This window comes from Paenibacillus sp. EPM92 (assembly GCF_016586185.1).
GTDB lineage: Bacteria > Bacillota > Bacilli > Paenibacillales > NBRC-103111 > Paenibacillus_G > Paenibacillus_G validus.
Genome location: NZ_BCPS01000053.1, coordinates 1 through 12,273, shown reverse-complemented (window position 1 = coordinate 12,273; position 12,273 = coordinate 1). Strand labels below are relative to the sequence as shown.

Annotated in this window: 10 protein-coding genes; 1 reads left to right on the top strand and 9 read right to left on the bottom strand. The window is 46.9% G+C overall.

The window, feature by feature from the left end; all coding sequences use genetic code 11:
* Positions 1-206 precede the first annotated feature (206 nt).
* Positions 207-392, top strand: a complete 186-nt coding sequence (locus JMF85_RS10210) for a hypothetical protein (RefSeq protein ID WP_201318149.1) — start codon at positions 207-209, stop codon at positions 390-392.
* Between the two features lie 164 nt (positions 393-556).
* On the opposite strand, the gene JMF85_RS10205 is transcribed toward JMF85_RS10210, so the two are convergent.
* The 9 genes from JMF85_RS10205 to JMF85_RS10165 all read right to left on the bottom strand — a co-directional run bounded on the left by JMF85_RS10205 (position 557) and on the right by JMF85_RS10165 (position 12,130).
* Entirely contained in the window at positions 557-1,726 is a 1,170-nt protein-coding gene (locus JMF85_RS10205; RefSeq protein WP_164751714.1) for an ROK family protein, read from the bottom strand.
* 255 nt (positions 1,727-1,981) lie between these two features.
* Positions 1,982-3,997: a methyl-accepting chemotaxis protein gene (locus JMF85_RS10200; RefSeq protein ID WP_127604736.1), complete on the bottom strand. Its 2,016-nt coding sequence runs from the start codon at positions 3,995-3,997 to the stop codon at positions 1,982-1,984.
* 48 nt (positions 3,998-4,045) lie between these two features.
* Entirely contained in the window at positions 4,046-5,197 is a 1,152-nt protein-coding gene (locus JMF85_RS10195) for a Gfo/Idh/MocA family protein (protein ID WP_127604738.1), read from the bottom strand.
* 16 nt (positions 5,198-5,213) lie between these two features.
* On the bottom strand, positions 5,214-6,182 hold the full coding sequence (locus tag JMF85_RS10190) for an ABC transporter permease (RefSeq protein WP_054796372.1): 969 nt from the start codon (positions 6,180-6,182) through the stop codon (positions 5,214-5,216).
* Entirely contained in the window at positions 6,163-7,656 is a 1,494-nt protein-coding gene (locus JMF85_RS10185; RefSeq protein ID WP_127604740.1) for a sugar ABC transporter ATP-binding protein, read from the bottom strand. The genes JMF85_RS10190 and JMF85_RS10185 overlap by 20 nt, the downstream gene beginning before the upstream one ends.
* Before the next feature lie 85 nt (positions 7,657-7,741).
* Positions 7,742-8,905: a levoglucosan dehydrogenase gene (locus JMF85_RS10180; protein ID WP_054799207.1), complete on the bottom strand. Its 1,164-nt coding sequence runs from the start codon at positions 8,903-8,905 to the stop codon at positions 7,742-7,744.
* A 34-nt stretch (positions 8,906-8,939) separates the two neighbouring features.
* Positions 8,940-10,124 (bottom strand): substrate-binding domain-containing protein, encoded by a 1,185-nt coding sequence (locus JMF85_RS10175; protein WP_127604742.1) that lies wholly within the window; start codon positions 10,122-10,124, stop codon positions 8,940-8,942.
* Positions 10,125-10,152: 28 nt separating this feature from the next.
* Positions 10,153-10,968 carry a sugar phosphate isomerase/epimerase family protein gene (locus JMF85_RS10170; RefSeq protein WP_127604744.1) on the bottom strand — a complete coding sequence of 272 codons (816 nt, stop codon included), beginning with the start codon at positions 10,966-10,968 and terminating at the stop codon, positions 10,153-10,155.
* Positions 10,969-11,098: 130 nt separating this feature from the next.
* Positions 11,099-12,130: a Gfo/Idh/MocA family protein gene (locus tag JMF85_RS10165; protein ID WP_155614580.1), complete on the bottom strand. Its 1,032-nt coding sequence runs from the start codon at positions 12,128-12,130 to the stop codon at positions 11,099-11,101.
* Between the last annotated feature and the right edge of the window lie 143 nt (positions 12,131-12,273).

Below are 12,273 nucleotides of genomic sequence, written 5' to 3'. Positions count from 1 at the left end.
CAATTTCACAACGCTTCGTAATGTAACACATTCAAATCGTTATTGCAACTTGTTTTTTTCTTCCATTCAAGGGGTCTAACCACATGCTCAGAAGTTCTCAACTTGTTTGCATTCGCCGATTGTTTCAACGGCCGAATCGTAATGTACCACATCTGATTCGATTTGGCAACTGCGTTTTGTTCTTCCATTCAAGGGGTATATCCGCCATGCTTAGAAGCTTTCAACTCGGGCTGCATCCGCTGCTCTATCAAACAGCCGGAATCGTAATGTACCACATCCGATTCGATTTGGCAACTGCGTTTTTATTCTTCCATTCAAGGGGTATATCCGCCATGCCCAGAAGCTTTCAACTCGGGTTGCATCCGCTGCTCTATCAACAGCCGGAATCGTAATGTACCACATTTTGATATGGGTTTGCAAGTCCAAAATCATTCCTTGCCTTACGGCAGCCACAACGAAAAAGCCCCGAGGACTCCCCACTCAGGCCCGCTCACAGGACAAGTGGAGTCTCCAAGGCTATTCATTGCACATAACGAAGGATCCCGTGGTTTAACGGTTATTGAAGCTTGGCTTTCGGTTCAAAAAACGTATGCGCATTGTCATCCGTAGAATTGATGATTAGTTGATCTATGGTCATAAAAGCTCCGCCAATCAATCCGGCCTTTCGTCCAAGAATCGATTTATTAATGATTAAATTACGGGTTGCGAGCGGCAGGGATCTCTGATAAATCCCTTGTCTTATAGCTGCCAATACAATATCGCCAAATTCGGATACGCCGCCGCCAATCGAGATTAATGAAGGATTGGAATAATTAACGAGAGATGCGAGGACTCGCCCTATTAAAGCACCGCTATCGCGAATTAACTCCACCGATAAGGAATCCAGTCTTTGAATGCCCAGGCCTATGTCTTTAAGCGTTAGCCCTCCTTTTTCCTCTACGATATCAAGCAAGAAATCGCTTCTCCCGGCCAATGCCAGCTCCTTCGCCTTCGAGGCAATCGCCTTCCCACCTGCAACCGCCTCTAGACAGCCTGTATTGCCACACCAACAGTTGACATCCGCACCGACATCAAAATGGCCGATATCCCCGGCGCTGCCGCTGGAGCCGCGATACAGTTTGCCGTCGTAGATGATCCCTGCGCCGATACCCGTCCCGATTTTAATATAAATTAAATTGTCTATTTCGAAGTTTAATCCCTTGGCATGTTCCCCTAAGGCCATAATGTTTACATCGTTATCGACATAACAGGGGCAATCAAAATATTGAGACCAGAACTCCCGGATCGGATAGCGGTCCCATCCCGGCATAATCGGCGGTGAAATCGGCAGGCCGGAAGCAAATTCGACGGGGCCGGGAATTCCGATGCCGATCCCTAATACCGTGCTCTTACTGATATGATGTTCGAGCATCAATTGTTCTACCATTTTATAAATATACGTTAATACGGTCTCCGGACCTTCGCTCAGGTTAACCGGCGAACGATCATAACATAAAATATTACAGTCAAAATCCGTTAGTGCCACTTGGACACTGGACGTTCCTAATTCGACCGAAATGATATAACCGACGTCTTTATTTAACGTATACAGCCTCGGCTTTCTGCCGCCGCTTGAATTTCCTATATTGGAAACTTGTATTAAATTTTCTTTGAGCAAACGTTCGATATGGTCTGATACAGCGGATAAGGATAGCCCGGATACGGCTGCTACATCCGTTTTGGCCATCGGATCCTTAGCTCTTCTTATGATCTGGAGAACATTTGCAGTCATGGAAAGCAACGTTATTTCACCACTTTCATATTTCTAAATACAAAACAACACTTGCAGGTTGTAACAAGCGTTGGTTTGGACGGTTGTATCCTAATCTAATATAAAGGCCCTCCATCTAATAGTAAATCATTTTCTATTTCCATACTTAAACACGAGGGGCTATCCCGGAAGTCTGTTTAAACTTTTAGGATAGCCCCGTCAGCATGCATCCTATTCACTTATTTTGAACTTGGATAAGGATTCCTTCAGCGCATCCGACAACTGCTTGAGCTGCGTCGACAGCCCAACAAGCTCACGGCTGATTTTCAACTGCTCGCTGCTCTGAGAGGCAACCTCTTCGGACACGGCGGACGCTTGCTGGGATACCGCGCTAACGTTGCCGATCGATTCGCCAAGGGCGGTTTGCGATTCCTTCAATTGCTGAATCAACAACGTGCTGTCGCCTAATTTGCTGATGACATGCTCCATCGAATCGTGCACGCTCTGAAATATCGCATTCGCTTCCTTGACGGCATTCACTTGAGCGGAATAAATCTGCCGCGATTCCAAGAACGAGGAGACCGTTCCTGTAATCTCCTCCTGAATCGCATGGATGATCCCAGAGACGACCTGGATCGATTCCCTCGATTGGCTGGCAAGGCTTCGCATTTCTTGGGCAACCACCATAAATCCTTTACCTGCTGCGCCGACCCTGCTGGCTTCAATGGCTGCGTTCAATGACAAAATATTGGTTTGGTTATTGATTTGCTCCATCACCTGGATGATTTTTTCGATGGATCCGGTACTTTCTTGCAGCCGTCCCATTTTGTCGGCCATTGTACGCAAAGTATCTTCGGCTGTGTAAGTATCTGTCATGAGGTTGCTCATATGATGAATGCCTTCATTACTTATCAGCATGACTTCAGATGCGGATGCCGAAATTTCCGAATTGCTCTCCGCCACCGACAACAGCTGCAGCTGGGTGTTTTGCGTGATTTCATTGCTGCGCATCGCTTCCTCGGCCAGTGTTCCGGCTCCTGAGGCGATACTTTCCGTAGCCATCGCAATCTCTTTGGCGGAAGTCGAAGTTTTGTCCGATCCGGAGACGATCTCATTGGCCGTATGAAGAACTTTGCCTGCAAGAACGCTTGTATCGCTAATAAGCGATGTGATTTTCTCAATCATTTCGTTGAAGCTGTTTCCCAACTGGCCGATCTCGTCTTTACTTCTGTGATCCGACTTTACGGTTAAATTCCCTTTTGCTCCTGTTTGCATTAAATCGCGAATTTGGATTAACGGTCTGCCGACTCTTCTTACAATTAAATAACCGATGACAACAGCCAGCAGAGCGGCCGAGATTGCGCACAGGACGGTGATACGGAAAATATAATTAGCTTCGGCGTACAAAAACTGCTTCGGAATAAAGCCGATTAAGGACCAGTTCGTCACATCGGACACCTTGTAAACGACTAAAGCTTCCATCCCGTTTGCCTTAATGCTGAATTGCCCCTCCGCTTCGTCCAGCTTAAGCGAAGCAACCTGATCGGTAAACGACGGGTCTGTGCTTGCTACGACTTGACCGGAAGACTCCCGAATCAACACATTGCCCGATTCCAGCTTCACCTTGTCCAAGGTTTCCGACAGCAGATTCGCATCAAACTCGATCAACAGTACGCCAACCGTTTCGTTTAATGAGTTTTTCAAGACTTGTGCAACGGCAAATAGTTGGGTGTTTTCCTTCCCCAGACCTAGATAACCCCGCTCGCGAGGCGCAAGCCAGAAAAACTTGCCGCCGCCTTCGATTGTCTTTTTGTACCAATCCTGCTCCATAAATTGAGTTGGAATTTTTTGATTCGATGTACCGAAAGAACCCTTTTCGTTCAACAGGTAAATGCCCTCGGCATTCGGATTCGAGTGAAGCAACAGGTTCATCGAACTCAATATTTTCCGATGGATGGCGACTCTTTCATCCTGATCGACCTCAAAATACAGGAGCTTCCACATCTGATCCATAAGCTCGGTATTGGTTTGGATTTGGCTGGATATCGTTTCGAAATCACGAAACATAAAATCCAGCTTTTCGCTCGCTTGGACGACCGTCTGCAACGATGCTTTGGAAACCTGACTGCTTATCGTATTTTTGGAGATATTATAGGAAACTAAACCAACCGTTAATACAAAGGTCACGATGCTGATAAAAAAAATAAGGAACAACTTGGTTCCAACAGATTGAAATCTACTTATCAAGCGAATGGCCGCACCTTCATTCTCTATGGAATATGAATTACGATCATCTTAACTGACCGTCTCTACTTTGACCCAGCTTCCGGTGTCGGCGCTTTTCACGATGGCATCGATAATCAGCATAATTTGATACCCTTCCTTGAAAGAAGCGACGGAATCCGAAATCAAGGACTTCGATCTTACAGCATCGTAAAAGTTTTGCATCATGTTTTTGAGGCTTTCTGTCCAGCCCTCTTCATGCCCGCCGGGATAGTGCAGGAAGGGAAGCGCTTCTTTCTTCAACAAACTCGGGTCTCTCAAGACGGTTTCGCTCGGTTTGTCCCGATATCCCACGACCAATCGAAACGACTCCTCTTGCTTCCAAGAACCGGAAGCAAGGTCGCCGTCTAAATTTAACTCCAGCGCATTTTTGTTTCCTGCCGATACTTGGGAAACGGTAAATACGCCCCTCGATCCGTTGTCGAATTTGACCAATACCGAGCAGTAATCTTCGGTTTTGATTTCAACGGGCTCGGTCTCTTTCTGTTCGCTTGCTTGAAACGTCTGCTGCCCCTTTAACGGTTTATAGCGTATAGGGTAAACGATCGATGTATCAGCCAGAACCTCCGTAATTCTCGCCCCTGTCACGTATTGTGCAAGGTCGAACAAATGGGAGCCGATATCGCCGATGACACGCGTGCGTCCGCCATACTCGGGTTCTATGCGCCAGTTATAATCGGTTTGGTACAACAACCAGTCTTGTAAATAATGGCCTCGGACAATTCGGATATTGCCCAAATCATGTTCCCTTACCATACCGCGCAGATGCTGAACCATAGGGAATTGCCGGTAGTTAAAGTTGATTCCGGTTACGAGATCTTTCCCTTTGGCCAAATGGTACAATTCTTTCGCTTCTTCGCTCGTCAACGTTAATGGCTTCTCGGAGAGCAGGTGTTTCCCGTGCAATAAGATCTGCTTACTGGTCTCATAATGCAGGTAATTAGGCGTACAATTATGAATCACATCGATATCCTTATCCTGCAGCAGGTCCATATAGTTCCCGTAAGCTTTAGGAACGTTCAACGATCTGGCAGCTTCTTCAGCCTTCTCTTGGCCATTCTGTGCGACTGCAACCACATCGACAAAGCCAAGCCGCCTTATCGCTTCAATATGGGCTTGCCCGATAAACCCCGCTCCCAATATCGCCGCTCGTAGGTTTCCCATAGCAAATCCCTTCCCATCACTTGGCGACAGCTTTTCGCCCGAACGCCACCGCGAGTATGATGATGAGTCCTTTCACGATCATTTGCTGGCTGACATCCAATCCCATAATAATCAATCCGTTATTAATCGTTCCGATCATCAGCGATCCGATGACGGTCCCGATGACCGTACCGACACCTCCGAACAAACTGGTGCCTCCCAAAATAACGGCAGCGATAACGGACAATTCATCTCCCTCGCCGAAGGTGTACCGTCCGGAGTGCATCCGTCCCGCATACAGCATCCCGGCAAGCCCAGCCATCACGCCGGAGCCGATCAATACATACAATTTCGTTTTCGTTACGTTAACACCGGAAAATCTCGCGGCGCTTTGATTGCCCCCGGTTGCCAGCGTTCTTCGCCCAAATGCGGTTTTCCGCAGAACAACGTGCCCGAGCACTACCGCTATGACCGTCCAGAATAATAAGACCGGAATACCGCCGACATCGCCGGAGCCGAAAATATAAACAAACGTTTTGTCAATAATCGGAACCGGCGCCGTATTGGTCACCCACATCGCCAATCCCTTCGTCACGCCCATCATACCTAGAGTCACGAGGAAGGAAGGGATGATGACCTTCGTCACCAGCAATCCGTTAATGAGCCCGATCAGGAAGCCTGTGCCCAAACCGGCAACGATCGCTCCGATCATGCCGAAGCCCGCTTCCAGCGCCATGGCCGACGTTAGAGAGGAAAGCGCCGCGATGGAACCGACGGACAAATCGATTTCAGCTGTACTGATGACGAAGGTCATCGCCACGCCCATAATCGAAATGATCGCGGTTTGGCGCACAATGTTTAAAATATTGTTCGTTGTCAAAAATCCTTCATCGCTCAAAGTCACAGAGAAATAAATTAATACGCCGATGAAGGCCAAATAAACGATATATTGTCTCCAATTAAACTGCCTAAGCAATGAAACTCCACTAGAAGCCTTGGATTGCATGCTGCAAATCCTCCTCTGATTTGATGTCCTCACGCATAAATTCCTTAACTACTTTCCCGTCATGAAAGACGAGTATTCGGTCGCTGACAGCCAGAAGCTCTGTCATTTCCGAGGAAATAAGCAAGATGCTCTTTCCTTCATCGGCCAAATCGCGTACCATATCGATAATCTCGACTTTAGCCCGGATATCGATCCCGATGGTCGGTTCATCTAACATAATGATATCGGGCGAATTGGCCAGCCATTTGGCAAACACGATTTTTTGCTGGTTACCGCCGGATAATAGCCGTGATGTTTTGTTAATGGAGTCTGTTTTAATGTTCAGTTTTTTGACCCATTCCTCGGAAATTTCATTTCCTTTTTTGTCATTGACAAGGACGTTGGTAATCTTCGAGAGGGACGGCAGCAGAATGTTATCTTTCACTTGAAGATCCAGGATCAATCCCTGAACTCTTCGGTCCTCAGGCACCAATGCAAGTCCGCTGCGGATAGCGTCTTGCGGCGACCGGATTACGGTTTTCTGGCCTTTTATATAGATGTCTCCGCCGGTCACCGGATCGATCCCAAACAACGCCCGCATCGTTTCGGTTCGTCCGCTTCCCATTAAACCCGCGATCCCCAAAACTTCCCCGTGCTTCAATTTGAAATTGACACCGTTCACCCGGTTGTTTGTTTGCAAATTATCCACTTGAAGAATAACGGTTTCGTTAGACTTGCCTTTTCGTTCTTTCCATTCGAATTTTTCCAAGTTTTTACCGGCGATGTGCTGAATCACGCTGTCCATATCCAATTGGCTTGTTTCCGCCGTGATGATGTGACGTCCGTCACCCATGATCGTAATTCGGTCGCAAATTTGAAAAATTTCATCCATGCGGTGCGAAATATAAATAATCGAAATTCCTTTTTGCTTCAATCGTCCGATAAATTCAAACAGCACTTCCGTTTCCCGCTTCGTTAATGAGGATGTGGGCTCATCCATAATCAATATTTTCGTTTCTTTCGACAGCGCTTTCGCAATTTCGGTCATTTGCCAATACCCGACTCCCAAGTCGGCTACGACGTCATTCGGTTTAATATCGACATCCAGCTCTTCGAGCAGCTGCTTGGTCAGTTTCACGCATTTTTTATCGTCGATGAACCCCATCGCTGTTTTCGGTTCCCGGCTCAAAAATATATTTTGGGCTACCGTTAATGTAGGAATCAGACTGAACTCTTGAAAAATCATCGATACGCCATTCTTTTCCGCATCGGTCGGCGTCTTGATCTGCACTTCAGAACCGTTTATATAAATTTGTCCGGCATCCAGTTCATAAACGCCCGTCAAAATTTTCATCAAAGTCGATTTACCCGCACCGTTGCCGCCCATCAGGGCATGAACTTCTCCCTTTTTTAATTCGAAATGGACGTTATCGAGAACTTTGATTCCGTTAAATGATTTGGAGATATCTCGCATTTCCAAAAATGGCGTTTCCATAAGAAGTCCCCTTTGCAAGGATTCTAACGGGACGGCACTCCGCCCCGTTAGAAAATCACTTTATTCGCATTCGCAGTTCTTGATCTTAGATCGTTTTAACCCATTTTTCGCTGTTGGCAGACTCAATAATCGCATCGGAAATGACAGCAATTCGATAGCCGTCGTAGAAATTCGGTGAAACGTCCGTATCGTTCACAATAGCCGAAATAAAATCATGCGCTTCGATAATTTTGGTTTCGGTGTAGCCAATGCCTAGTGCGGGAATCGGCCACAACGCTTCGCCGTACGGATGATTAGGCCCGGTATAAATCGTTCTAAAGCCGCGTCTGTCGCTCGGATCGTTAGAGAAGCAAACCTGCAGCTCGTCACGACGCTCATAGTTGAAATAAATGGAACCCGTTTCGCCGTGAATCTCGAAGGTCAAGAAGTTGTTGCGTCCCCATGCGTTGCGCGTAGCTTCGATGCTGCCCACGGCGCCGTTCTCAAAACGAAGCAAGGTGCTCACTTCATCGTCAACGTCTACCGCTTCTTTCTTCACGTCGCCGCTTGCCTTCACCGTTCCCAATTTATCTACAGAACCGGATTGAATCGGACGCTCTTTAATGAAGGTACTCGCCACACCCATAACCTCAGTAATTTCGCCAACCAAGTAACGGGCAAAGTCAATGACGTGCGTGCCGATATCGCCCAGCGCTCCGGAGCCGGCAATATCCTTCCGGAATCTCCAGGAGAGCGGCGAGGCCGGATCCGCCGACCAATCCTGCAGATAGGTTCCGCGGAAATTGAGGACTTTCCCGATAGCGCCTTCTTCGATATACTTCTTGGCCAATGCCACGGCAGGAGTACGACGATAGTTGAAAGCGACCATATGCTTAACGCCGGCTTCAGTGACCGCATCCAGCATCCGTTTCGATTCTTCTCCAGTTCTGGCAAGCGGTTTTTCGCAGATGATATGTTTGCCGGCTTTGGCAGCCGCAATCGCAATCTCCGCATGAGAGTTGTTCGGGGTAACGATATCGATAATGTCAATCTCCGGATCCTCGACAACACGTCTCCAATCCGAAGAGTAGGATTCAAATCCGTAACGATCTGCTGCTGCTTTCGCTAATTCGTCGTTGATATCCACGACCGTCTTACGTTGAGGAAGAGCCGGAGCCGGCCAGAAAAACATAGGCATTCCCGCATAAGCCAACGAGTGCGCCTTCCCCATGAAACCTCCGCCGATCATAGCTACATTTAATTTACGCATTGTTTTCTCTCCTCTTTATATAAGAATGATTTCATTATTTCTTAGCAGCGTTTTGAATGGTGTTCGGAGCGTCAACTTGATATACCGTTTTCCAGGAATCCAGGATATTTTCTTTCGTTACTTGAAGCGCAGGCACCGCTACATATGGAGGCGTTTCTTTGCCAAGCAGCGCATAAGCGGCCAGAATAGCTTCCGCGACACCTTGGTCGTAAGGCAGCTGCGCGCCGAGACCTTTAATCATCCCGCCTTGGGCAATATCGAGCGCGACATTCGTGCCCAAGTCAATCGTCGTAATAGCCAGATCGTTTCTACCGGCTGAACGGGCAGCGGCAAGCGCTCCTTCTGCTGGCACATCCCATACTACGAAGATCCCTTTAAGATTCGGATGCTTCGTCAACATAGCGGAAGCAACTTTCTCGCCGTCGTTCGGTCCTGCAATACCGCCGCGCTCCACGATCTTGATGTTCGGATAATTCTCTTTGATTGTTTTTTCAAATGCATCCGTTCTTTGTTTCGTTACAAAGAAGTCCGCATCGTGGAAAATAACGCCGATATCCCCTTGCTCCCCAATCGCCTTCGCCATCACATGAGCCGCTTCTACGCCATTGCCGTAGTTATCGGCGGATACGACGCTGACATAATCTTTACCGTGCTCCAAGCCGTTCGGTTTATTATCCATGAATACCAATTTCACGCCCTCAGCAGCGGCTTTTTTATAAGCAGCGGCCGTAGATACAGGATCTACCGGGATACTGACAATGATATTCGGCTTTTTGGACAAGATCGTTTCAATGTCGGATACTTGTTTCTCCGATTTGAAGTTAGCATCTGTCGTTGCGATCACTTCGATACCCATTTTGGCAAAGGTTTCTTTCAATCCTTTAATTTGTGCTGTCGACCAGTCGTTACCGGCATAGTGCATAGCAAGTGCAGCTTTATAATTTCCTTGCTTGATTTTGGCCAATTCTTCAGGAGTCAACTGCAGCGTTTTGGCGGATACAGCGTTCTCACCGTTAGGACCTTTACTTAAAATTTCTTTGTTCGGAAGGCTTTGGTTAATTGTCAGCGGACCCGTTTGCTCATTGGCCGGTGCAGCGGCAGGCGTCTCTGCTTTTCCCGAGGCTTCGCCGGCGTTTCCATTGCCGCCAGTTCCACAACCAGCTAATACTAAGCTGAATGCCAAGGTCAGTACCGATAATGTGGAAAGCGCTTTCTTCATGATGAAATGACCCCCTTCAACTTTTTGCTTAATTTATATTTAATTGATCCTGAATAAACTTCTTGCTGATTTGGGCACCCTTTAAAGGATCCTCATAGCTATCCAGCTCGACCGTGATCCAACCGTTGTAGTTGTTCTTGCGTAAAGCGGTTACCATTTCAGCAAAGTTCTGATGACCTTCTCCTAACGGCAAGAAAGCGCCGTTCGCATAATCTTTGAAATGGATATAGAGGATCCGATCCATATATTTCTTCACCGTAGCCACAGGGTCGCCGCCGCCCGCTTCGATATGCGCCGTGTCCGGACACAGATTAATGGACGTAAGCTCCATAATTCGATCCAGTTGATCCGGTCCTTGCACAATCGTACCGAGATGCGGATGATAGCTTGGAATCAAATTGTATTTGACCGCAATAGCCGCGGCACGATCCAGCGATTGCGCCAGTTCCGTATAATCGGAATCCAAAATTCCCGCAGCGCGAATAGCTCCGCCTCCGATAACAAGATGCTGCGCGCCGCATTGGGATGCGAATTCGGCAACCTTCTCGATTTTGTGAAACTCATCGTCCTGGATATCCTTATAAATAAAATTGGCTCCGGTGTAAACGCCGATTAAGGTTAAGTCATAGCGCTTAAGCAAGTCCGTAAACGCCTCGGGCCGGTCTGCATACTGCATCAAATTCCCGTCAAAAAGTTCAATCCCTTTGTATCCTGCCGCAGCGATATCTTGAATCGCTTGCTCAGTAGACCCATTCGCTAAATAATAAAGATCCTTCACTGAGGTTACGCCGGCCGGATGCCCAACGACTCCGCCCCATGTATTCGTCTGGTAACCCAACTTCATATCGAGGCCTCCTTATATTCAGATGTAAATTAATCGCTTACATATCGTTCAAATTAACTATATTCCAATACCTTTTAACTGTCAATGTTAAAAGTAAGTCTAAAAACATTTTATTTCTAGTTGAAAAAACTTAGATTGTTGCAATCAACGAAATATTTTTCTTTTCATTCGCAGCATGTATGCCTGCCAGTACGATTTCAAGCGCCTTGTAGCCATCGATTCCTGTAATCGAATGTCCCTGTCCGCTCAAAATCCCTTCCACGAAGTGATCGATGATGCCTGAATCGGTTTGTCCGCCGGCTTCGTTCGTCTGCATTTTATCCATTTCATACAACTCACGATGCTTGTTCAGATGCTCGACAATCAAGCCGAACTTGTCATCCGTACCTATTTTCAAAGTTCCCTTCTCACAATAAATGATCGTGGAGTTATTTTCATTAGGATAATAGGTCCAGCTCGCTGTCAATGTCCCGATTGCACCTTTGTGCGTTTTGATCGTAATCACCGCATGATCGTCGACATTCGTATTTTTATGCAAGGTTCCATACATGGCGCTGACTTCACTGACTTCATCGTTCAACAGCCAACGAATCAGATCCGCTTTATGAACTCCTAAGTCTCCCAGCACACCGGCGAAGGCTTCATCCTGGTTAAAAAACCAGCTTTTGCTGCCATCCACGCTCCAGTTTTCCGGACCCGAATGACCGAAGGTCGTCTGAAAGCTTAATACCTTCCCCAATTTTCCTTCATCCAGTATTTCTTTCGCTTTGAGATGTACCGGCATAAAACGCTGGCTGTGGCCAATCATTAATTTAACGCCCTTCTCAGAAGCAGCGTCCACCATACTCTTCGCCTCTTCCAAGCTGGTAGCCATCGGCTTTTCACAAAGTACATGCTTCCCTGCATGAATCGCATCCAGCGTAATGGACGCATGAAGAAAGTTGGGAGCACATACCGATACAGCCTCAATCTCTTCGCATGCCAATAACTCCTGATGCGTTTGGAACGCAAATTTCGCTCCGAAGGTTTGAGCTACTTCTTTAGCTCGTTCCAGGTTAAAATCACAAACGGCTACGATTTCTACATCGCTTCTTTTGCTGTACTCCGGCAAATGACGTCTTTGCGCAATTGCCCCGCAGCCGATCACACCAACTTTTAGCATATATTCACCCTTTTCTTTTTATTTTGTAAACTATACTTAAAACTATATTTGATATACTTTTAACTGTCAATATTAAAAGTATGTTTTTATAAAGGAAATCTAGGTTCTACAAGCGGGAAAATTCACCGTTTATTCATAATTTG

Bases quoted from the DNA above. Each gene is read 5' to 3' on its own strand.
- JMF85_RS10205 (WP_164751714.1), bottom strand. From the start codon at position 1,726: ATGGCCAAAACGGATGTAGCAGCCGTATCCGGGCTATCCTTATCCGCT.
- JMF85_RS10185 (WP_127604740.1), bottom strand. From the start codon at position 7,656: ATGGAAACGCCATTTTTGGAAATGCGAGATATCTCCAAATCATTTAAC.
- JMF85_RS10180 (WP_054799207.1), bottom strand. From the start codon at position 8,905: ATGCGTAAATTAAATGTAGCTATGATCGGCGGAGGTTTCATGGGGAAG.
- JMF85_RS10195 (WP_127604738.1), bottom strand. From the start codon at position 5,197: ATGGGAAACCTACGAGCGGCGATATTGGGAGCGGGGTTTATCGGGCAA.
- JMF85_RS10175 (WP_127604742.1), bottom strand. From the start codon at position 10,124: ATGAAGAAAGCGCTTTCCACATTATCGGTACTGACCTTGGCATTCAGC.
- JMF85_RS10190 (WP_054796372.1), bottom strand. From the start codon at position 6,182: ATGCAATCCAAGGCTTCTAGTGGAGTTTCATTGCTTAGGCAGTTTAAT.
- JMF85_RS10165 (WP_155614580.1), bottom strand. From the start codon at position 12,130: ATGCTAAAAGTTGGTGTGATCGGCTGCGGGGCAATTGCGCAAAGACGT.
- JMF85_RS10170 (WP_127604744.1), bottom strand. From the start codon at position 10,968: ATGAAGTTGGGTTACCAGACGAATACATGGGGCGGAGTCGTTGGGCAT.
- JMF85_RS10210 (WP_201318149.1), top strand. From the start codon at position 207: ATGCTTAGAAGCTTTCAACTCGGGCTGCATCCGCTGCTCTATCAAACA.